The following is a 21080-nucleotide window of genomic DNA, read 5'->3' as shown; positions in this document are numbered from 1 at the left end:
TGCTGCGCACCGCCCCGGCGGCAAAGGCTTCGGCCCGGCCGCAGGCGGGCCGGGCCGGCATGGCGGCGGGCGGCAGCGCCCGCTGCGCCGCACAAGTGCTGCCCGTGCAGCGGCAGCAAATCGAGTAGGAGGGGGCGGCTAACCCCCGTCCTCTCACACCACCGTACATGCGGGTCCGCATACGGCGGTTCCAAAAGGTTAACAAAGCTCCAAGTAACGTGAAAGCAAACTTTTCAGCCCTTTCCCTTCCCAGTAGGAAGTGGGAAGGGCATTATTTGTGTTCCGGGACATTTCCCATGCGCCTCGCCGTGAGTTTGCCATTGTGAAACAGGCCCACTCGGGCACCCCAAGCGCCCGGAGTTCGCGGATTCGTGTGCGCACTCGTTTCCATTGTTTCCACAGGCACATTCGCAGCCTCCTCCGAATCCATTGGTCCAGCGTTTGGAGGTGTTTCTTCGCCGACGCCAGATGGAAATAGCCAAGCCACCCCATCACATACCGGTTCACTTGGCGAATTCGCTCTTCCATGGAAATGGACCACGTTCGATTCGTTAGTTCACGGATTCTTTCCTTGAATCGCGAGATTGTTTTCGGAGCTAATCGAATCGTTGCCTGCTTCTGACTCAGGAAACTGAAACCTAAGAACTTTCGGTGCCACGGTCTTGCTACCGCACTTTTATCCCGGTTCACTTTCAGTTTCAGCTTTCCTTCTACAAATCGGCTAACCGATTCCATGACCCGTTCGCCCGCTCGTTTACTCGCCACAAAGATATTACAGTCGTCCGCATAGCGTACAAAACGCAGCCCGCGTCCGGCCAATTCCTTATCCAGATCGTCCAGTAGAATGTTTGCCAAAAGCGGACTGAGCGGACCGCCTTGGGGCGTTCCTTCCCGGCTACGTTCCAGCTTTCCGTTCACCATAACTCCGGCGTTCAGATACGCACGAATCAGGATCAGTACTCTTTTGTCTATCACTTTCCGCGCCACTCTTGCCATCAGCATGTCGTGGTTTATCCGGTCAAAGAATTTCTCCAGATCGAGGTCTATGACCCACCGGAGGCCACTTTGGATATATCTTTGCGCTTGTTTCACGGCGTCATGTGCACTTTTCCCCGGTCGAAAGCCATAGCTATACCAGGAGAACTCTGCGTCAAAGATCGGGTTCATGACTTGTAGAAGCGCCTGCTGGAGAAAACGGTCCATAACGGTTGGGATGCCTAGTAGCCTTACACCGCCTCCGGGTTTGGGGATTTCCACCCGTTTGACTGACGCAGGTCTGTAAGCCCCCGCTAGAAGTTCGGCTTTCACCGATTCCCAATGTGTTTTCAAATAAGCTTGTAGATTCGCTACCGTTACATTGTCCACACCGGGCGCTCCTCCGTTTTGTACCACTCGTTTATACGCGAGCCGAAGGTTGTCTCCTTCGAGCATTCGCTCCAGCAAGTTGCTCTCTGCTTCGCGAGAGGAAGGGGCGATTTGTGCCGACGAAGAACTCGGCGCTCCGGCATACCCTGGCGGCTTCACCGCTTCTCTTTGCCGTAAGCTCTCTTGCGAGATATTCTGCTGTCTTTGCACTTCATGCGAACGCATCGGTTTCCTCTCTCCTTTCGGTTCAGCCCTTCCGTAAACGCTGCAGCAGTTTACGTACTATGGCCTCTGCTGACTCCTGCCGGTTCAGCGCAGCCTCTCGGCTACGGTTACAAGTTTTTTTTTTTTTTCCTTGCCCCTCCGGCAGGCCTCCCCAGATAAGAACGTCATCTTTCCGCCCGCACCTGCCCAAGTTTACGGCTGCAGCCCTTGGCAGCTTTGGATTTTGTCATGTATGGGTGACTCATCCGGCTGCAACCGCCTCAAATTGGATTCGTGTACCTCAGGTCGTGCTTTTGCCTCCGGCTTCCTTCAGATTCCGCCTCACGGTGGACACCCTTGCCCTTGGCTAACGGTAGGCGCTTGCCAGCCCCCGCTCGGGACTTTCACCCTAGAGATGACGCCCATGCTGGGCGTACCACCAAAAAGCTCCGCCCCCCTGGCATGGGAGGCGGAGCTTTGGGTGTGTGGTTACATCCGGTCAGGCGCTGTAACGCCGACAAGACGCAGCACGTTAGCAATCGTCGTGCGCGCTGCACCCAGCAGGGCGAGACGGGCTACGGTCTGAGCGGCATCCTCGGTGATGACACGCTCTGCCTTGTAATAGCTGTGGAACAGCGCAGCCAGATCGTATACATAGCGGATCAGGCGATGCGGTGCATAGCTCTCTGCAGCAACGGTGATCTCGGCAGGCAATTCGCCGATTTTGCGCAGCAGGTCATATTCATGAACGGCTGTCAGCTTGGTAAAGTCAATCTCGGCTACATCCGGAAGCGTAATCCCTTGTTCCTCGGCCTGGCGGAAGATGCTGCAGATCCGGGCATGCGCATATTGAACGTAGAACACCGGATTCTCATTGGATGTGGAAATCGCCAGATCCATATCAAAGTCAAGATGGGAATCCATGCTGCGCATTGTGAAGAAGTAGCGGATGGCATCCAGGCCGACTTCTTCCATCAGGTCTTCCATCGTCACGGCTTTGCCGGTACGCTTGGACATTTTGACCTTCTCGCCGTTCTGGAACAGGCTGACCATCTGGGCAATCAGCACGACCAGCTTCTCGGAGTCATTGCCTAGTGCAGACATGGCCGCTTTCATCCGCGGGATGTAGCCATGGTGGTCGGCACCCCAGATATTGATCATTTTATCGTAGCCCCGGCTGTACTTATCACTGTGATAGGCAATATCCGGTGTAAGGTAGGTATAGGTTCCATCATTCTTGATCAGTACGCGGTCCTTGTCGTCGCCGTATTTGGTCGTCTGCAGCCAGGTTGCCCCGTCCAGCTCGTACACTTCTCCGCGGTCGCGCAGCTCATCCAGTGAGCGCAGCACCTGGCCGTTCTCATACAGCGAGGTCTCGCTAAACCAGATGTCGAAGTTAACGCGGAAGCGGCCAAGATCGCGTTTGATTTTGTCCAGTTCCTTCGTAAGACCGTAAGTGCGGAAGAAGGCGGCGCGGTCTCCCGGCGTCATCTCCAGCAGTGCATCGCCTTTCTCGGCCACAAGCTCCTTGGCAAATCCCTTAATGTCCTCGCCATGGTAGCCGTCCTCCGGCATTTCCGCCGGCTGGCCCAGCTCCTGCAGATAACGGGTCTCAATCGATTTGCACAGATTGTTCACCTGATTACCGGCATCATTAATGTAATACTCCCGGGTCACCTGATAGCCGGCAAAATCCAGCACATTACACAAGGCATCACCAACTGCTGCGCCGCGGGCATGTCCAAGGTGCAGGCTGCCGGTAGGATTGGCGCTGACAAATTCCACTTCAACCTTCTGCCCCTTACCGGCTTCGATGCGGCCATAATTGTCGCCCTGCTCGGCAACCAGCGCGATCACCGGATAAAGATAGCTCTTGGAGAGGGTAAAGTTGATAAAGCCGGGTCCGGCAATTTCCGCTTTTTCAATCATTGCTGCGGCCGGGTCCAGATGCTCAATAATCGCCTCGGCGATTTGACGCGGATTGCGCTTGGCAATTTTGGTCAGCTGCATGGCAGCATTGGTAGCCAGATCGCCATGGGCTTTGTCTTTGGGCACTTCCAGCACAATGGCCGGAAGCTCTTCCTTTGTTACCAGGCCGGCGGATAGAATAGCACCTGCAATGGCCTCTTTCACCCGTTCATTGGCTAGCTGAAGCGGATTTTGACTTTGTGTCATGATTGTGGTTCCTCCTGTATATACAAACTGATAGCGAACTGTCCCGATAGCTCCCCGTAAACGTACAAGTCATATTCCCACGAGACATTCAGCGAACGTCCCTCGCGCGTAATATCCAGCTTCCTCGTATCGGTGGAGAGATTAAACTGTGTGTACGGCGAGCGGTAGAATCCCGGCAGGCGGCGCCCAAGGACAAAAGACTGCTCGGACTCAATGCTCCCGTGCCGGATCAGCTTCAGCTCACTGCCTGAAATCTTTATAGTGGTGCGGACGGAAACCGTTTCTCCCCGAGGGCCCTGCTCTGCTTCCTCATAGCGGATATACAGCTGAGGCCCTCTGGCCATAACTTCCCCGGCTGCTTTCATCACATTCCTCTGTCCGTCCTGCAGGCTCTCCAGCGTAACGGAAGCACCGTATTTGTCGGACTGTATTTCAGACATCACATGTTCCTCGCTTACTCTTTCTATTCATGAATCAAAGGCATATTCGCTTACCCATTGTACACTATATCCAGTTCCGGAGAGCAATTCAATGGAGAATTCGCCTATTGTATTTTTTAAGTTCATTGTATATTGCAAATAATTATAGCGGCAACAGCCGTAATGTATCTCTCTGGCGCAGCTGATCAACCATGGAGTGCCAGGCTTCCGGCTTATCTCCCAGCACCGAATAATAGCGGGTCAGGAAGTCAGCAACCAATGAGGCCTCCACCGTCTCCAGCCCCTCCTGTCCCGGCATAAAGCACAGATCCAGCCCTGTCACCGCTTCACCGTCGCCTTGCCAGGATGGGTGCACATAAGGAAAATCAAGCCGTTCATAGCCGAGATGGGACAGTACTTCACGCCGGACAAACGGGTCCATGGGTTTGACGCCGCCAAAGGTGAAATCCGCTACCCGGTAGGGGTCGTATATTTCTGCAAACATGCCGAACAGCTCTTTACCCCCGTTATCCGCAGCAAGGCTCTTGAGGTCATTTAGACGGTTCCGGGCCAAAAAACGCCCGATTCCCAAGCCTTCGCGGCCAATGATGGTGAAGTCGGTCATCGCCACATTCCAGTCCGGGTAATAGCGGTATTCCGTGGTGCCGACAACCTCACCCTGATGAACGGCTGCAAATACGCGGATTCCCGGATCTGCCAGCGGCTCCTGCCACAGGCTGAATTCCAGCACTTCCTCCGGCGGGAATACTTCACTCAGCAGATTATGTACTTGTCTGAACAATGGATCGGAAATGTCGGTTATTCTTATATACTCCATCTTCAATGTCTCCTCCAGTACTGTCTTCTATTGAAAAGGATTGCGCCACTCCATCAGTGCAGCATAATTGCAGGATTCCTCGTCTTCCAGATATCCCTCCACTACACCAACCGGTGTCCGCCCGCAGCGCAGCAAAAAGGTGATTACCGGATCAGTCAGACTACCGGCAGTAACCTCTGCAAGATACGCCTCCGCAGAGATCCGGGACGCTTCTGTATGGTAGCCCGGCATCCGTCCTGCGCCAAGCAGCCGTTCCAGTCCCTGTTCTACCACCACATGATACAGCGACTGCACCAGCTCTTTACCGAGCCCAAGCTTGCGGTATTTGGGACGCACACACAGATCGGCAATATACAGCGTGTTTCCGTCCGGCTGGTGCGTAGTGATGTATCCATCCGCTGTAACCTCGGACCAGGTATGATGAACCTGCGGTGTATCGGGATCAAAATGAATCTTTAGACCCGTGACCGAGCCGGCCAGCTCCCCGTTCACTTCAACACATAACGCACCCTCCTGAAAAAGCTCCACATGATTCTGGAGCTGCTCCCGGTCCCACCATAACTCGGCAGGATAGGGGGGCGGAAAGGCTTCAGACTGAATCGTGATCAGCTCATCAAAATCCGCTGCCGTGTAATTGCGTACGACCGCCGGGACCGGCGTTTTGCCGTCAAAGGCATAAAAGGTCTTATAATACATCTCTTCCCCTGCCTCCCTTTACGTCCAGTCCGTATAAAGGTCTGTTCTCCGGTCGCGCCAGGTGGTCACGGACCCGCGTTCCCGCACACGGTAGAGCAGCTCCAGATCCAGATCGGCTGTAATGATCATATCATCATTAATTTCGCCTTCGGCCAGCAGCCCTTTTGGCGGGAAGGGAATATCATTCGGTGTAATTACTGCAGCCTGGCCGAAGTTGGCGCGCATCAGATCCACGGTAGGAAGTGATCCGACGGTTCCCGTCAGCACAACGTAGATCTGGTTCTCAATGGCACGGGCATGACTGGTATAGCGGACCCGGTGAAATCCGTGTCGGTCATCGGTGCAGGACGGGCAAAAAATTACATCAGCGCCCTTGGCTCTGGCCATGCGGACAATCTCCGGGAACTCAATATCGTAGCAGGTCAGCATGGCAATAGTGCCCTTCTCCGTCTGGAATACCTCAAGCCCTTCTCCGGCACCCATATTCCAGCCCTCTACCTCAACCGGTGTAATATGAAGCTTGGCCTGCTCGGCGATTCTTCCGTCAGGATAAAAGAGATGTGCTACATTATAGAGCTTATCATTCCGCCGCAGCACATGGGTCCCCCCAATAATATGGACGTTGTACTTCCGGGCATACCCCGAGAACATGTCTCGGTATTGTTCAGTAAACAGAGGCAAGTCCTCAATCCTTAGGGCATTGCCCTGTCCGTCTCCGATAGACATCAGTTGGGTCGTAAGAAACTCCGGAAACAGTATGAAGTCCGTGCCGTATTCTTCGGCTGTCTTGATATAGTGCTCGCACTGGGCGGCAAATTCCTCAAACGAGGAGATTGTATGCAAATGATATTGAACGGCGGATACGCGGAAAGCCATTCTCCAGTCCTCCTAAGGTTCGTCTGCAGGTTCTGCGTTTACACACGACAGTCCTGATAAAGTAACTAAAATTTTACCATACTGACGGCCAAAAGCACACTCAGCCGGGATTATAGCGACAAAGTTAGGGTTCTGTCATTTTACAGGAAAAAGCGGCCCCTAAAGGACAATGTCATTAAGATAAGCTCAAAGATAAGACTCGCAATAAAATGGAATCCAAAACGGCATGGGGAAAAGCCCTGTGTCGTTTGTTTTTTGTGCAAACAAGGAAAAAAGCGTACAACAAACAAAGCGCATAAAATATCCGCTTAAAAAATGTTCATATGAAATGAATTATGCTACTCTGTAGACGAAGCTAACGACTGATTTCCAGCGGATTTTGCGCGTATTCTGCTGTCCTGGGCGAAGGGATCGAATCGGCAAAATGTTTTTTCGAATCAGTGCTTCGACATCGGGCGGGGGTTCATCGTCCCGTGAGCGCAAGAAATGTCTACAAACATGAACGGCAACCGTGAAGTTGACTTGGTAAGGGTGGCGTTTATCCGTTTGGGAAATGACTACGTGCGAGGTAGTCATTTCAACGAAATTGTACAGGATCATTCTTGCGAATATCTCTTGGGCGATGGACTCTTGTTTCTTTGCGTGAAAACTCGTCAGTCCGACGGTATATTTTAAGGCCCTAAAAGAGGTTTCAATACCCCATCGCATGTTATAAATCGATTTGATCTCACCGGGTGGAAAATCAGCGGCAGAAAGATTCGTAATGACCGTTTCATAAACGCCGCTCGGCAGGATGAAACGAACTACCCGAAAGGAAATCGGGTAAAACAAGTTCTCCCGCAAATCCAAAAAATCAAAGGTAGATGTGGAAGGGACGAACTTGTATATTTCGGGAAGAGCCTTGACTTCTTTGGTTTGTTTTTTGGTAAGTGTCAGATGAATGTCAATATCAAACGCTCCACCAGAGGGCAGGCACAATCCGGATAGAATACCATTCGAACTCAAATCCTTAACCCGGACAACATAGTTCCACCCTTTGCGTTCCATATGCGCAAAATTGTTGTAACTTTCATACCCTCGATCGGCGATAACAATCGTTTTTCCTTGAATCGGGGAACGGTCAACCATAGCAGCCAGCGCCTTTCCCTCGTTACACAATCTTCGTGGCTGAACGATGGCATCTACGTAAAGTCTGTTGCATAAGTCATAGGCTGCGTTCAAATGCAGAAGGTTGTAGCCTTTCATATTCGGTTGACTTTGGAAATAGGTGTCCGTATCCGACCGGTCCGTTGCGATATGCAAATCCGAACCGTCAATGGCCAGTAATTGATACCCTCGGTAGCGCTTGATATCCGTATAGGACTCTGTAAATTTGTGAAACAAGAATTCTACAGCAGAGGGCAGGATTTTATTCCTCTGCTGGACAAAAGCAGAAGTGGTTGCGGTGGATACGTCGTAGCCCTGCGATTCCAAGAGTTCCTTATATAGGCTGTTTCCTCCCATAGAAATCAGGAGGTGCATAACCGTTTCAAAGGGCAGCTTTTTCTTTCGGGTAAAATCTTTTTCTGGGTTTTTGACAAAAGGTGCGGGTTCGGCTGACATTTCTCGGATGAGGGATGTCAGCGTTTCTTTTAGCGCATTTGCGTACTCATTCATTGGCGTAACCTCCTTGTTGTTTCAAGGGGCTTCGCCACACATTTTTATTTTTTTGTCAAGTCTTATTCTTCTTTTTGTGCAAAAAAAGAGCGGGCTATCTTTTCGATAACCTGCTCTTTTTCATAATTTTTGGCTCTATGCTTTAACTTAATGACATTGCCCTAAAGGAGCCGCCTTTCTTAGTCCGTGCCGATTAAGTTTAGTTAAGATCCTACTGTTCTGTTCCCTTGAAAGTAAACTTAACCTTCCAGGTCGCGCCGCCGTCTTTAGTAGCATACAGGGAGGAGCTGTTCTGGCCCCGGACAGCCATCCAGCCGTCCTTGCTGCCCGGGAAGGAAATCATCCCGTCAAAACCGGCAATAGGCGGAAGATTCGTCCACTGTTTGCCCCCCGTAAAGGTACGGCCGACGGCAACCTTTTCGCCTGCGGGAGAGTAACCGACCAGAAAGGCTGTGCTGTTGCCGACCAGCTGCATATTGCCAGGCTTGCCTGAAGCAGGACCTTTCTTAAGCAGTGCTGTGCCGCTGCCCGGTGCCGGTCCGCCGCCTGCCGTATCTTCAGCAATCACACGGTTCCACTTTCCCCCTTGATTGCTGCTTGCGTACAGGGAATAAGAGGTCTGGGACATCCCTGTTCCGCCATACAGAAGCGCGTACACCTGATCACCTTTGGCATATACTCTTCCGTACTCCGGGTAGGCATAGGCTGATTTCAGGGAAAGCTTCCATGATGCCCCGCCATCCGTGGTTTTCATGATCCGATAACCTTCTCCGGGCGCTACCACCACAGCCCAGCCGTTACTCCGGCTGCTGAACTCTGCCCCGCGTGTATTCGCCGGGGTCTTAATCTGGCTCCAGCTGAGTCCTCCGTCTTCTGTGTAATACGTAAAGGCACGCACGTAACCAAAGCCGTGCTTGTTGTCCGTAAATGCAATTCTTTCAAACCCCACTGCCGTTTCCGAGATTCTCTTCCAGGTTGAACCTCCGTCAGTTGTAGCGATGAGATAGGCATCGGTACCCTCCTTAACGGAAGCCAGAGCCCAGCCATGCACATTATCCGGGAAAGTGATTTGCCGGAAATTCCATTGGCCTTCATAAATTTTTTGGAAATGGCAGCCGCCATCTGAGGTACCGATCATAAAGCCGCTGCCTGCAGCCCGTCCTGTATCTCCGCTGAGAAATTGGATATCCGTAAAACTGAGCGGCGTTTCCTCTGCAGCCGAATGCTTGGCCTGCAGCTGCTGCAGCAAACCATGGTCCCCGCTGCCGCAGGCCGGTGCTGCTGCTGCCTGAGCCGGCACTGGTGTTCCCCAGACCGAGGCAACAAGAAGCCCGCATGAGAGAAGAGTTAGCACTCTTAAGCGTATATTTTGGGTCCAATTCATGATGACACCTCCTGTGGTATATATACCCTTTAAAACTGACACTACTCTGTTATACTCTCCGCCCGCTCCTCTATCTACCCGGAGAAGATCACAAAAAGAAAACAATTTGGTTACCGTTTTGCCAGGTCCGCTGATAGGCTTCCTTTTTGCATAAAGTATCGCAGCCTTGAATATCTGAGCCCTGCCTTCCCCATAATGAAAACTAACCAGCCAAATCTTTGCCAAGATACCCATGGCCGTTTCGTAATTTTGAAGGACAAGGAGCCTGAAGCCATGCCGCGTGATTCCGCTAAACCCAAAGTCAAGAGACACCGCCTCCGCCGGCTGGTCCGGCTGCTGGCCGCCATGGCCGTACTGTTCCTGCTGGCTGCCGGAGCACTACTAGGCTATCTATACAACAAACCGCTTCCGCCGATCGACGATGATATCCGCTCCAAGCTGCTCGATTCCCGGGGTAATGTACTGACCACGTTTACCACGGACGGACGCAGCCGGGACCCTGTTGCACTGAACCAGATCGCCCCGCAGCTTATCCAGGCTACCCTGGCCGTGGAGGACCGGAAATTTTATGATCATTCCGGTTTTGACCTGAAAGGAATGGCACGGGCTGTGCTTGCCAATGTGGAGGCGGGAAAACGCACGCAGGGAGCCAGCACCCTGACCCAGCAGCTCGCGCGCAATCTTTATCTTACCCATGAGAAGACGTGGACCCGCAAATCAAAGGAAGCCCTTTACACGATGCAGCTGGAGATGAAGTACAGCAAAAATGAAATTCTGAACATGTATTTAAATGAAATCTATTATGGTCATGGCGCATATGGAATTGAAGCGGCGGCCCGGATGTATTTCGGCAAAGCAGCTGCAGATCTTACTCTGGCAGAGAGTGCAATGCTTGCCGGAATTCCTAAAGGGCCCACCTATTATTCACCGTATACCCACCTGGAGAATGCCAAGAAACGGCAAGGCATCATCTTATCAGCCATGGTAGAGGTGGGTGACATCACAGCCGTACAAGCCCGGGCGGCAGCACAGGAGACCTTAAGCTTCAAACCGCAGGGCCAGAAGAATACCACCGTTCTCGCGCCTTATTTCCGTGATTATGTGCGCGGGCTTGTCCTGGATACACTCCATATCAGCAGTGATGAGCTGGAGCTTGGCGGACTGAATGTCTATACCACCCTTGATCCCGATATGCAGCAGGCTGCTGAGGAGGCCGTTGATAAAGAAATGGATGCCGCCAGTGAACTGGAGACAGCGCTGGTATCCATCGATCCCCGCACCGGCTATATCAAGGCAATGGTGGGCGGGAAAAACTATCGCACCAACCAGTTCAATCATGCTCTGGCGACGACCCGCCAGCCGGGGTCATCCTTTAAACCAATCATGTATTTAACTGCCCTCTCTTCAAAGACGATGACCGGCCTGTCGGTATTCAACAGCCAGCCGACGCTGTTCCATTATGACAATAACCGCAAAACCTACCAGCCCAAAAATTTCGGCGATAAATACCTTGGGGAGATCAATATGCGCCAGGCTATCGCCGCTTCCGACAATATCTACGCGGTAAATACGATTATGAAAATAGGCGCAGATAAAGTCGCAGAAATGGCCGCCCGGATGGGAATCGACAGCCCGCTGCAAAGCGTTCCTTCCCTGGCGCTCGGCACTTCTCCGGTAAGTCCGCTGGAGATGGCCTCTGCCTTCGCTGTGATCGGCGGCGGAGGCATCAGGCAACCGGCGACTGCCATCCTCAAAATTACCGATTCCAAAGGTAATCTGATCTATGAGGCTCCGCAGGATCAGGGAGAAAAGGTTGTGGAGCCGGCAGCAGCGTATGTCCTGACCCGGCTGATGGAAGGGGTCTTTGAGAGCGGCGGCACAGGCAACCGCGTAGCATCAATTATTAAGCGTCCTGTGGCCGGAAAGACAGGAACGACTGATACGGACGGCTGGATGGTCGGATTTACGCCCGAGCTGTCCACAGCGGTCTGGGTAGGATATGACAAGGGCCGCGATATCGCTACGTCCGATGGGCGGCGGGCCGCACCGATATTTGCTGAATTCACAGAAAAAGCGCTGGCCAACGTGCCTCCGAAGATTTTTCCCATTCCTGACGGGGTGGTCAGCGTGTATATCAATCCGCAATCCGGCAAGCTCGCCACAGCTGCTTGTCCTGAAAAAGAGCTGGAGACCTTCATCAGCGGCACAGAGCCCACGGAGTATTGTGACCAGCACGGCACCGGCGGGGAGACTGCTCCGGCTGAAGGCTCCCCAGGTACAGCTGACCCGGGCAAGGAAGAGCATTCTCTGTGGAATGACATCAAACGGTGGTGGATGAACTAGCCCCTGTTGCAGACTCAATAATTCTGGGTATACGATGGGGACATCACCGGCATGGCGTAATGCCTCAGAGCCCGCTTTGCCAGGAAAGGGGCATCCCAACTATGGACTGCAATGAACACGAGGACAGATCGAGCCGCGAAAGCATCCGCCCTCGGCGTCTGCTGTCACCCGATTTATACAGGCTACCGGCACTGCAGGCTGCACCTCTTCTCCTGGGCCAGCATTTGGTCCGGCGTACAGAGGACGGAGAGATCCGCTGCCGCATCGTAGAGACAGAAAGCTACGGAGGGATAGAAGACAAGGGCAGTCACGCCTTTGGCGGCCGCCGGACCGCACGCACTGAAGTGATGTTCAGCTCCGGCGGGACAATCTACATCTACCTGATATACGGCATGTACCATTGCCTCAATGTGGTTACTGCCGGGGAAGGCGACCCGCATGCCGTGCTGATCCGGGCGGTTGAGCCGCTAACACCTGGTGATGCGGCGCAGATGTCGGCCTACCGCGGCATTGCTTACAGGAATCCTTCCGGGCTCTCAGGAGGCCCGGGCAAGCTATGCCGTGCCCTCCGGATCGACAAAAGCCTTAACGGCCGCCGGCTGGATGTACCAGGCAGTCCCCTCTGGCTGGAACAGGGGGACCCGGTGGAGAGCCTGGATATTGTCCAGGCCCCGCGCATTAATATTCCTTACGCAGAAGAATACACACAGCTTCCCTGGCGCTTCTATCTCAGGAATAACCCTTACGTTTCAGTAAAGGATAAGCTGGAGCAGCCCTTCAACCTGAGGTAAACAAGATCAGGATGTATTCTATGGTTTCTGCACCGGTTTATTGGGTAAAAAGAAGAGAACCCTAATAGGCCTCCCGCCTTGGCATTCCAAAACGGGAGGCCTTTCCTGCGTTTCTTCAATGTTATAAATGAATGCGCTTTCCCCGTTCTCTAAACTTACAATAACTGCTATAATCGTATATATCCGCAAAAAAATATATTGATGTAAATGAGGGACATGAGATGAAGGATACAGGCATGATCCGGAGTTTGGACAGTCTTGGCAGAATTGTGGTTCCCGTAGAAATCCGCATGACACGAAATATCGACATTGGGGACCCTATCGAATTTTTTATCCTGAATGAGGAGATTATCGTTCTCCGGAAGTACACATCAACAGAATGCACCTTCTGCCGGAGCCTCGACCACGTGACCTACTACAAGGATCAGTTTATCTGCAACAATTGCCTCAAGGAGCTGGGAGATCCGGGCCGCCTCTCTGCGGAACCCGAACCGCTTGAAGACCCTGCTGAAGATGAATCTATCCGTAACAGCCGGAGAACGAAAACTGAAGAAATGAGCCAGCGTCTGGAGAAGGCTATGGCGGAGCACCCGTACGCCAACCAGAAGGAGCTCGCCGGAGTGCTTGGCATCAGCCAGGCCAGAGTAAGCCAGCTCAAGCGAAAGATCAGTACGACTGGCAAATAGCGTTCTGTTACAACATCCTTGATCCCTCATCCAATATAACAAAGGCTTGGACCTTCTAATCACGAAGGTCCAAGCCTTTTTCATGTTAATCTTGCAGAATATTACCTGCTGCTATTCAGCCAGTGCAGACTTCAACTCATCGGAAGAAGCTGCCCACCATTCCTCATTGTGGGAGATCAGCAGTGATTTCAGCGCTGCCTTGTCCGCTGCACCCAGTCCATCCAGAATAATCTTGCGCTTCAGGGCGGCATCCAGCTTATTCACATGATCGGCAAGGATCTTCCAGCCGCGGCGCGCCTCAGAGTCAATCCACATCTCGCAGGCGGTAATGCCTCCGTAGAGCTGGCCCTCCGGCGTACGGTCCACCGCTACCCACACCACCCAAACCTGCCTTCCAGCCGGAACATCCTCACGGTTCGTAGAGAATTTAATTCCCTTCTCCACTTTGCTCTTGGCATGCATGGCACCGATATCGATAACTGCTTCACCGCCGTCAATGATGACTGGCGATACGTTGTTCAGATCAATGGACCCGGCGCCGAAGCCTTTATGCTTGCTCTTCGCGTTCACAATATTCAAAGCAATCTGCTTCTTGCCCTCCGGTTGTACGTTATCCACATGTGCACATCCTTCCCTTTCACTAATAATTTAATTTTAGCTAATAATGCGGCGAATGCAAACATATACATCCCGTAGATGCTTGTCACGGGAGGAATCACAGTTATGAAGCCACTGTCATTAAGGTACATGATCATCTCTGCGACCCTGGCCGCCCTCGCCCTGCTGGGAGGCGCCATATGGGTTCTTTCAGGGCACAGCCCTGCCGCACTGTCCGCGGCTGCGCCAAAAGCGGCCAAGTCCCCCGCTGCCGCGCCTCAGTCCAAAGCTGCGCAGCCACATCTTCCCGAGAGTAAGCCGCTTCCCGTTTCTGAGGCCTTAAGCCAGCGTGTTGCCGAGTATCATATCGATGTACGGCTGATCCCGGATGCAGCCCTACTTGAGGCCTCCGAGACGGTAACCTGGACCCACCCTGGTTTAAAGCCCGTACAAGAGCTCTATTTTCACCTCTATCCCAATGCCTTTGCTTCAGAAAAAACTACGTTTATGAAGGAATCCGGAGGCGAGCTGCGCGGGGACACGATGCCAGCGGACGGATTCGGCAGCATGGCCATTACCGACCTGCGGACCACTGAAGGAGTCTCACTTATGCAGCGTCTGCAGTATGTGCAGCCCGATGACGGAAATGTACACGACAAGACGCTTGTAAAGGTACATCTTCCGCAGCCGGTGAACGGCGGAGAAAGCGTAACCCTCAAAATCCGGTTTGAGGTCAAGCTTCCGAAAATATTCGCCCGCATGGGAACTGCAGGAGACTTTGTAATGGCAGGGCAGTGGTTTCCCAAGCTTAGCGTCTACGAGCCTAAAGGGACTAGGGGAGTAAAGGCGGAAGGCTGGGATTTACACCAGTACCATGGCACTTCCGAATTTTACAGCGACTTCGGTATTTACAACGTTACCATTTCAGTCCCCGCAAACTACACCGTTGGGGCAACCGGCTTTCCGGTAAAGGCTGCCCAGATCAAGCAGGACCGGAAGATCTATCAATTTTATGCAGATGATGTTCACGACTTCGCCTGGGCCGCTTCCCCGGATTTCGTGGTTGCTGAGGAAGCCTTCTCCGCCCCGAACGTACCGGGTGTACGCATCAAGCTATATCTGGACCCGCTGCACAAGGATCTTAAGGAGCGTTATTTCCAGGCCGCCAAGGCCGCGTTGACCGCTTTTAGCAAGTGGTACGGGCCGTACCCTTATTCCACATTGTCGATTATCGTACCGCCCAAAGAGGGGAATGGTGCAGGCGGAATGGAGTATCCGACCCTGATTACCGCCTTCGGCGCAGCCGAAAGCTCCCCTGGCACCTCGCTGGAGCGCACTGTCATCCATGAGATTGGCCATCAATATTTTTACGGCATGGTGGCGAACAACGAGTTTGAAGAAGCCTGGCTGGATGAAAGCTTCACCTCCTATGCGGAGGACCGCCTGATGGAGCAGGAATACGGTGTCTCCTCCAATATTGGCCTGCAGGCCAGTCTTGTGTCCACCTCGCAGCCGCTTAATCTGGAAACCTGGAAATACACGACCGCCGACGGGTATACCCGTAATGTGTACATCCGCGGCAAGCTGGTACTTAAGGATATCGAACGGCAGACCGGAACCAAAACCATGGACGCTATAATGCTGGCGTATGCCCGCAAGTACAGGTTTCATCACCCTTCTACTGAGGATTTCCAAAAGATCGTAGAGAAAGTAACGAAAAAATCATGGCAGGCTTATTTCGACCAATATGTTTACAGCGGCGGGTCTCCTGATTTCTCTGTGGACCATATAAAGACCAGCATCGCCAAGAGTAGCGCAGAGGGAGAAAACGGCCGCTATAAAATCATGGTAAAGGTGAGTAACAAAGGCAGCCAGTATGGTGATGTACCCATCAAATTCACCTTTTCGGACGGATACACGGTAAGGAAAATTTGGAATGGCGGGCAGAAGGCGGCCAATTTTCAGCTAACCTACAAAGCGCCTCTTATGTCCGTAGAGATTGATCCTGACCACTCCATTCTGCTGGAGAGCAAGCACCTTAATAATTTCATGCTGGCGGAGCTTGCGCCGAAGACACTCTCCCGCTGGACGCTAGTATCAACCAAACTGCTTGAAACTCTGCTCGGAACTCTTGTCTGGTGAGGTGAAGGATTGTGAAAAGTGCGATATCCCGCGGCTGGCTCAGCATGAAGGAGCAATTTTATATTCTGATTCTGCTATTTATCTACCGGCTGCTCTGGGGCTATTTTTTGTACAGGTTCATCAGGTCAGCTATCATCCCGGTGCTTCTGCGTTATCCTGATATCCACGCCGGAGGCAGCGGTATCGGGAGGCTGCTGTATTATATCGAGGGGCAGTTCGCGCTCAGCAGCGATCCCGGTGTCCAGCGCTGGCTCTGGATGCTATTGGCATTATCCGCGCTGCGGCTGCTGCTCTCCCCGTTCATCCGTGCCGGGCTGCTGCATGAGCTGCATCAGGAGCGTAAAGGAGAACGAGGACTGTTCTTTTTCCCCGGTATGAAGCTTTACGGGCTACCGGTTCTGGTGTTCAGCCTGTCCGAATGGTTTCTCTCAGCGCTGCCGCTCTATTGGCTGTTGCCCAAAATGTACACGCTGCTGTTAAGCGGTATTTTTGACTATAAGCTGCTGCTGAGGCTGGTTCCGTACCTGCTTGCCTGGCTGCTCTATCTATACTGCATCCGCATAGTTCTGTTGTACATGCAGTTCGGCTACACCGCCGGAACCGGCATGTTCTCCGCAGTGCTGGCTTGTCTGAAGGTGCTGCTTCCCTCTACCGGCGCTTCCCTCCTCCTTGGTTCCGGCGGACTGGTTACCCTTTTGCTGGGTTTTGCAACTTCATTGCTGTGCCCCGGTATGTCAGCCCTGCTGTTCCGGCAATTCTCGCCGCTCCCCTCTACGCTGTTCAAAATGTGGGGAATTGCCGCACAATACCACCTCTGGAGCAGTAAAACATTCCCACAATAATTCAGCTGTTAAAACGGCATATTAAAAGAGTCACTATCCCTGACACAGGGGTGTGACTCTTTTGCCCGTTAATGGGGAGTTCAGCGGAGATTCGGGGGATTTGCAAAAACATAAAACCTCTGATACAATGATGCCTGTACCACTGGTAACAACTTTGTAATCTTTTGAAACTATTTTGACTAACTGTATGTACCTTAATCACTTTAACATTGTCGATACGCAGTCACTGTTCTGGTGCATAAATCGCCAAATTCCCAGCACCGGGAAGTGGGGGAACCATATTTTGGGTGAATTGATCTCGCTTTAGAGGGGTCATAGGGGAACCTTCTACCGAATCCTTAAGCTAACCTCGCAGGCCTTGGAAGGAGTACATCTTTTGACAAGTCACAATTTTTTCCGCACCAATCTTAAGAAGAAATGCACCGCAGCAGCGCTAGGTCTTGTGATGGTATTCACACTGGGGGCAGGAAGCGCATTTGCCGACTCCAAAATGGATACCGTGATTACAAAAACGCTGGGAACGTCGTATAAAACCGGGGGCACAAGCACTGCCGGCTTTGATTGTTCTGGATTCACCAAATACGTATTTAAGAGCGTCGGCCTTACCTTGCCGCGCACTTCTAAAGCACAATTCAGCGTAGGAACCGCCGTTTCCAAGAGTAATCTCCGTTCCGGTGACCTTGTATTCTTCAATACCTTGGGCAGTGGGGTATCCCATGTCGGCATTTATGTCGGAAACGGGAAGTTTGCACAATCATCCAGTTCCCGTGGTGTTACTATCACTTCGATGAGCAATTCTTACTGGGCCAACCGCTACGTTGGGGCCAAACGTGTAATGAGCACAACAGCTTACCAGGCTGTCGCTTACGATTGATCCTTCTCCTCAATTTCGCCTCTAACAACTAAATGTAACTTATACAGGCCCGGAAGCTGATTATTGCCGTAATCATTTCCGGGTCTTTCCTTTTTTATTTCCTTATTCTACCTTTTACACCGATTCGGGGTCCATGAAACACCTTTTTACTTAAAATTCCAACCTATTCAGAGAAATAGCTTACGCCGGGCGTAAATATGCGCCCTTTTTAGCAGATATGACTCTTAAAAAGTGCAAATAATATGCATTAATATGTTTTAAGTGATTGCCAACTGGCTCTGTCTTTGTTACAATTATCGCAGTGAACTTATAGTAACATTTTTGTAATTATTCAAATGGGTTTTACAAAAGTTTTGTCATATTGATTGATCAGCTAATCCTAATCAACAGTCATGCCGAGTTCCCTTCTTCATAAGGGAAACGGGGGAACCAATTTTTGGGTGAATTGACCTCCTATTCACAGAGGGGTCATAGGGGACCTTCAACCGAACCCTTAAGCTAACCTCGTAGGCATTTGGAAGGGGTATTTACTTTTGAAGAAGAAGTTAGCAGCCGCATTATTAAGTTTTTCTATCATTCTTACCATTGGAGCAGGAAGCGCTTTCGCCGATTCCAAAATGGATAAAGTCATCGACAAAGCCATCGGAACTAAATACGTATCCGGCGGTGTATCGACAAACGGCTTTGATTGCTCCGGATTTACCATGTACGTATTTGACAAGATCGGCATTAACCTGCCGCATCAATCCGGCTCCCAATACCAGATGGGCACTGCCATCTCCCGTGACAATCTGCGGGAAGGCGATCTTGTATTCTTTAATACAAGCGGCCGTGGCGTATCCCATGTAGGCATTTATGTCGGTGACGGCAAATTCGCACATGCTTCATCTTCTAAAGGTGTAACTATCAGCTCGCTGAGTGACAGTTACTACGTCAACCGCTACGTTGGCGCCAAACGCATCATGAGCACGGATGCTTATCAGACTGTAGCAACAGATTCACAAGATAATGATGATGTGCAATAAAGGGTTATGAGAGAGGCGCTTTTCCAGGATTTTTGCCGAAATCTTGGGGAAGGCCTTTTTTTTGTCTATAAAAATATTTACCCCTCCCCTCATCTGTAAAACACCTATTCCCCTCAATTTTCGCCATTTCATAAAATATTTTTTTGGGTTTGTCAAGTTTCTCCTGTTTTTGAAAAATAGCTGAGTTGACTGGGGCCTGTTTTGTATATAATTAAGTATATGGATAGAGTATTGTCCTCTTGAAAGGAGGCCTGTGCCATTATGATCAGTTCCCCTGTTACCTTTCATGTTGTTCCTATGGAACCCAGCCATGCCGAGAATATCTGTGAGTGGATTTATAAGCCGCCCTATAATATCTACGGATGGATGCCCTGGGAGCAAATGCAGGCGCTCGGTATTGAATTCGGAGATCCGGTTTTGCGCAGTCAACAGTATGTATCCGTAGTGAACGAGCAAGGAGACCTTTGCGGCTTCGCACAGCTGTTCCCGATGGAGGGTGTGGTCAGGCTCGGCATCGGCATGCGGCCGGACTTGTGCGGTCGCGGAATGGGCCATTTGTTCATGGAAGCCATTGTGCAGGCTGCCCTGAAGCGTTACCCGGAACGGGAAATCGATCTGGAGGTGTTGACCTGGAACCAGCGGGCTATTCGAACATACCAGAAATGCGGCTTCACCATCACCGACACGTATGAACGCCGCACTCCAAGTGGCGATAGGCCCTTTTATTGCATGGTCTATGATAAATAACACTAAATACAGGTAACTTTTAAATTATGCAACGAAAATCGTTCCTTTTTTTGACACAAACTCTATGACAACGCTTTACCATTCGGTATAATGAAGAAAGCAGCTTACATGGAGGGGACGGATGGAGATGCAGAAATGGATCATGAGCGGTTTGTTTTTCGCCGCCTGCGCCTTTGCGGTAGTGCTCTTGTTCACACTGCCAGGCAAAGCAGAGGTCGCAGAAGAAAGTAAGCCGACGATGCCGCAAGTCACACTGGATGCCGCAAGTGCAGAAGCAATCGTTACAGCCAATTGTATTTCTTGCCATGGCGATCAGCTTCAGGGTAATGTAGGACCGAGTCTGCAGCATGAGGGCAGCGAACACGATGCTGAAGGCATCTACAGTATCGTCTCCAAGGGACGTGGGCAAATGCCTTCCTTTAAGGATAAGCTGGCTCCTGAGGAAATCGCAAACGTCGCCCTATGGCTTGCAGAGAAGAAGTAACTGGCCCACTATACAAAATGCCCGTGTGAGGATAAACGGATTATCCGCAAGCACGGGCATTTTTATATGCAATATATTGAACAGTGTCCTAGCGGTTTTTCTCAAAGGCTTCATTAAATTCATGGGCCTGGCGGAAATCAAGCGCTCCGAGGCCGCTCTCTTCTTTTGCCGATAAGCGCAGGATCACAGTCTTGTAGTCAATGGTAATATGCGGATGATGATCGAAGGCCTCAGATATGGCGGCTACTTCATCCACAAAGGCAATGCCCTTCATATATTCGTTGAACATATATTTGCGCACCACAACCTCCTGCTCCAGCTTCCACCCCTCCAGCTTACTTATCTGCTCACGCAGTTCTTCCTCTGTAAATTGCAATTTGCTTCCTCCCTTACTAAATTAGCAGTAAAGTCCATACAGCCCAGTTCTTTACCTACTCTATGAAGCCTTAAACAAAACATCCCTCAGCTTCTAAAAGACCAAGGGATGCGCCAGGATGAAGGCTTTTTTTCGGTTTAATGTATTCTCAATTCCCGGCAAATAGCACTCGTTAGCCTCAATTTTACCACGTGCTGCAGCCGCCGGGCAAACTTGCTGCCTGCGCTGCATCCGTTCTAGACAAGAACTACCGAAGCCAAGTCTTCCTCACCAAGCAAAATGTTGATCCGGTGCGTCTCCTTATCGTAGATCACAACACCGCTGCCCACCTGAATCATAGGCTCATTGCCAAGCGCATAAAACAGATCCTCTGCCAGTGCTTCCCATACTTCCATCTTCGATTCCTGCGGCAGCTCCTGCCATTCGTCCGGCTCCATTTCAAAGAATAGATACCCGTCCGAAATACGCCCAACGGCTTCCGTCAGTTCATTTAAAATCTCGCTGTAATCTCTTCCGTGCTTAACACCCACATCTATCACTCCGTTTTCTCCACAGATGAA

The 21080-nt window shown here is 51.5% G+C and carries 20 protein-coding genes and 2 riboswitches; of the genes, 9 read left to right on the top strand and 11 right to left on the bottom strand.

Annotated elements, in window-relative coordinates; translation table 11 throughout:
• Positions 1-198: 198 nt before the first annotated feature.
• From ltrA to JRJ22_RS00540, 8 genes are all read right to left on the bottom strand, one after another.
• Positions 199-1590 (bottom strand): group II intron reverse transcriptase/maturase, encoded by a 1392-nt coding sequence (ltrA, locus tag JRJ22_RS00575; RefSeq protein WP_206101524.1) that lies wholly within the window; start codon positions 1588-1590, stop codon positions 199-201.
• A 468-nt stretch (positions 1591-2058) separates the two neighbouring features.
• A complete protein-coding gene (argS, locus tag JRJ22_RS00570) occupies positions 2059-3744 on the bottom strand; it encodes an arginine--tRNA ligase (RefSeq protein WP_206102695.1) in 1686 nt (561 codons plus the stop codon).
• The gene (locus tag JRJ22_RS00565) at positions 3741-4184 is read right to left on the bottom strand and encodes a YwiB family protein (protein ID WP_206102694.1); all 444 of its coding nucleotides are present in this window, start codon (positions 4182-4184) and stop codon (positions 3741-3743) included. Before JRJ22_RS00565 ends, argS begins: the two co-directional genes overlap by 4 nt.
• 142 nt (positions 4185-4326) lie before the next feature.
• On the bottom strand, positions 4327-5001 hold the full coding sequence (locus JRJ22_RS00560) for a GNAT family N-acetyltransferase (protein ID WP_206102693.1): 675 nt from the start codon (positions 4999-5001) through the stop codon (positions 4327-4329).
• Positions 5002-5028: 27 nt separating this feature from the next.
• Complete coding sequence (locus JRJ22_RS00555; protein WP_206102692.1) at positions 5029-5697, bottom strand: GNAT family N-acetyltransferase; 669 nt, start codon at positions 5695-5697, stop codon at positions 5029-5031.
• 18 nt (positions 5698-5715) lie between these two features.
• Positions 5716-6573 carry a carbon-nitrogen hydrolase family protein gene (locus JRJ22_RS00550; RefSeq protein ID WP_206102691.1) on the bottom strand — a complete coding sequence of 286 codons (858 nt, stop codon included), beginning with the start codon at positions 6571-6573 and terminating at the stop codon, positions 5716-5718.
• 333 nt (positions 6574-6906) lie between these two features.
• On the bottom strand, positions 6907-8229 hold the full coding sequence (locus JRJ22_RS00545) for an IS4 family transposase (RefSeq protein WP_206101841.1): 1323 nt from the start codon (positions 8227-8229) through the stop codon (positions 6907-6909).
• A 211-nt stretch (positions 8230-8440) separates the two neighbouring features.
• Positions 8441-9613: a beta propeller repeat protein gene (locus JRJ22_RS00540; protein WP_206102690.1), complete on the bottom strand. Its 1173-nt coding sequence runs from the start codon at positions 9611-9613 to the stop codon at positions 8441-8443.
• Positions 9614-9886: 273 nt separating this feature from the next.
• On the opposite strand from JRJ22_RS00540, the gene JRJ22_RS00535 reads away from it, so the two are divergent.
• From JRJ22_RS00535 to JRJ22_RS00525, 3 genes are all read left to right on the top strand, one after another.
• Positions 9887-11956, top strand: coding sequence for a transglycosylase domain-containing protein (locus JRJ22_RS00535; protein WP_206104922.1), 2070 nt, complete (start codon positions 9887-9889; stop codon positions 11954-11956).
• 101 nt (positions 11957-12057) lie between these two features.
• Positions 12058-12747, top strand: coding sequence for a DNA-3-methyladenine glycosylase (locus JRJ22_RS00530; RefSeq protein WP_206102689.1), 690 nt, complete (start codon positions 12058-12060; stop codon positions 12745-12747).
• A 221-nt stretch (positions 12748-12968) separates the two neighbouring features.
• Positions 12969-13433: an AbrB/MazE/SpoVT family DNA-binding domain-containing protein gene (locus tag JRJ22_RS00525; RefSeq protein WP_206102688.1), complete on the top strand. Its 465-nt coding sequence runs from the start codon at positions 12969-12971 to the stop codon at positions 13431-13433.
• A gap of 111 nt (positions 13434-13544) precedes the next feature.
• On the opposite strand, the gene JRJ22_RS00520 is transcribed toward JRJ22_RS00525, so the two are convergent.
• Positions 13545-14051, bottom strand: coding sequence for a YwhD family protein (locus JRJ22_RS00520; protein WP_206102687.1), 507 nt, complete (start codon positions 14049-14051; stop codon positions 13545-13547).
• Between the two features lie 105 nt (positions 14052-14156).
• On the opposite strand from JRJ22_RS00520, the gene JRJ22_RS00515 reads away from it, so the two are divergent.
• The 6 genes from JRJ22_RS00515 to JRJ22_RS00490 all read left to right on the top strand — a co-directional run bounded on the left by JRJ22_RS00515 (position 14157) and on the right by JRJ22_RS00490 (position 20144).
• Positions 14157-16172, top strand: coding sequence for a M1 family metallopeptidase (locus tag JRJ22_RS00515; RefSeq protein ID WP_206102686.1), 2016 nt, complete (start codon positions 14157-14159; stop codon positions 16170-16172).
• Positions 16173-16216: 44 nt separating this feature from the next.
• A complete protein-coding gene (locus tag JRJ22_RS00510) occupies positions 16217-17014 on the top strand; it encodes a hypothetical protein (protein WP_206102685.1) in 798 nt (265 codons plus the stop codon).
• Positions 17015-17248: 234 nt separating this feature from the next.
• A riboswitch (cyclic di-AMP (ydaO/yuaA leader) is annotated at positions 17249-17387 on the top strand.
• Between the two features lie 72 nt (positions 17388-17459).
• Positions 17460-17888 carry a C40 family peptidase gene (locus tag JRJ22_RS00505; RefSeq protein ID WP_206104921.1) on the top strand — a complete coding sequence of 143 codons (429 nt, stop codon included), beginning with the start codon at positions 17460-17462 and terminating at the stop codon, positions 17886-17888.
• 383 nt (positions 17889-18271) lie between these two features.
• Positions 18272-18416, top strand: a riboswitch (cyclic di-AMP (ydaO/yuaA leader).
• A gap of 5 nt (positions 18417-18421) precedes the next feature.
• A complete protein-coding gene (locus tag JRJ22_RS00500; protein ID WP_206102684.1) occupies positions 18422-18913 on the top strand; it encodes a C40 family peptidase in 492 nt (163 codons plus the stop codon).
• Between the two features lie 261 nt (positions 18914-19174).
• Positions 19175-19660 carry a GNAT family N-acetyltransferase gene (locus tag JRJ22_RS00495; protein ID WP_206102683.1) on the top strand — a complete coding sequence of 162 codons (486 nt, stop codon included), beginning with the start codon at positions 19175-19177 and terminating at the stop codon, positions 19658-19660.
• Between the two features lie 127 nt (positions 19661-19787).
• The gene (locus JRJ22_RS00490; RefSeq protein ID WP_206104920.1) at positions 19788-20144 is read left to right on the top strand and encodes a c-type cytochrome; all 357 of its coding nucleotides are present in this window, start codon (positions 19788-19790) and stop codon (positions 20142-20144) included.
• Between the two features lie 88 nt (positions 20145-20232).
• Here the strand turns inward: JRJ22_RS00490 and JRJ22_RS00485 are convergent, their stop codons facing one another.
• Complete coding sequence (locus JRJ22_RS00485) at positions 20233-20520, bottom strand: 4a-hydroxytetrahydrobiopterin dehydratase (protein WP_206102682.1); 288 nt, start codon at positions 20518-20520, stop codon at positions 20233-20235.
• 236 nt (positions 20521-20756) lie between these two features.
• Entirely contained in the window at positions 20757-21050 is a 294-nt protein-coding gene (locus JRJ22_RS00480) for a hypothetical protein (RefSeq protein WP_206104919.1), read from the bottom strand.
• Between the last annotated feature and the right edge of the window lie 30 nt (positions 21051-21080).

Origin of the sequence: Paenibacillus tianjinensis (genome assembly GCF_017086365.1) — a bacterium.
GTDB lineage: Bacteria > Bacillota > Bacilli > Paenibacillales > Paenibacillaceae > Paenibacillus_AQ > Paenibacillus_AQ tianjinensis.
The sequence above is the reverse complement of the archived record's forward strand: the minus strand, read 5'-3'. Positions and strand labels throughout refer to the sequence as shown.

Excerpts from the sequence above, each read along its gene's own strand:
- JRJ22_RS00535 (WP_206104922.1), top strand. The coding sequence starts at position 9,887 with ATGCCGCGTGATTCCGCTAAACCCAAAGTCAAGAGACACCGCCTCCGC.
- JRJ22_RS00490 (WP_206104920.1), top strand. The coding sequence starts at position 19,788 with ATGCAGAAATGGATCATGAGCGGTTTGTTTTTCGCCGCCTGCGCCTTT.
- JRJ22_RS00560 (WP_206102693.1), bottom strand. The coding sequence starts at position 5,001 with ATGGAGTATATAAGAATAACCGACATTTCCGATCCATTGTTCAGACAA.
- JRJ22_RS00540 (WP_206102690.1), bottom strand. The coding sequence starts at position 9,613 with ATGAATTGGACCCAAAATATACGCTTAAGAGTGCTAACTCTTCTCTCA.
- JRJ22_RS00530 (WP_206102689.1), top strand. The coding sequence starts at position 12,058 with ATGGACTGCAATGAACACGAGGACAGATCGAGCCGCGAAAGCATCCGC.
- JRJ22_RS00495 (WP_206102683.1), top strand. The coding sequence starts at position 19,175 with ATGATCAGTTCCCCTGTTACCTTTCATGTTGTTCCTATGGAACCCAGC.
- JRJ22_RS00515 (WP_206102686.1), top strand. The coding sequence starts at position 14,157 with ATGAAGCCACTGTCATTAAGGTACATGATCATCTCTGCGACCCTGGCC.
- JRJ22_RS00555 (WP_206102692.1), bottom strand. The coding sequence starts at position 5,697 with ATGTATTATAAGACCTTTTATGCCTTTGACGGCAAAACGCCGGTCCCG.
- JRJ22_RS00510 (WP_206102685.1), top strand. The coding sequence starts at position 16,217 with ATGAAGGAGCAATTTTATATTCTGATTCTGCTATTTATCTACCGGCTG.
- JRJ22_RS00525 (WP_206102688.1), top strand. The coding sequence starts at position 12,969 with ATGAAGGATACAGGCATGATCCGGAGTTTGGACAGTCTTGGCAGAATT.
- JRJ22_RS00505 (WP_206104921.1), top strand. The coding sequence starts at position 17,460 with ATGGTATTCACACTGGGGGCAGGAAGCGCATTTGCCGACTCCAAAATG.
- ltrA (WP_206101524.1), bottom strand. The coding sequence starts at position 1,590 with ATGCGTTCGCATGAAGTGCAAAGACAGCAGAATATCTCGCAAGAGAGC.
- argS (WP_206102695.1), bottom strand. The coding sequence starts at position 3,744 with ATGACACAAAGTCAAAATCCGCTTCAGCTAGCCAATGAACGGGTGAAA.
- JRJ22_RS00565 (WP_206102694.1), bottom strand. The coding sequence starts at position 4,184 with ATGTCTGAAATACAGTCCGACAAATACGGTGCTTCCGTTACGCTGGAG.
- JRJ22_RS00545 (WP_206101841.1), bottom strand. The coding sequence starts at position 8,229 with ATGAATGAGTACGCAAATGCGCTAAAAGAAACGCTGACATCCCTCATC.
- JRJ22_RS00550 (WP_206102691.1), bottom strand. The coding sequence starts at position 6,573 with ATGGCTTTCCGCGTATCCGCCGTTCAATATCATTTGCATACAATCTCC.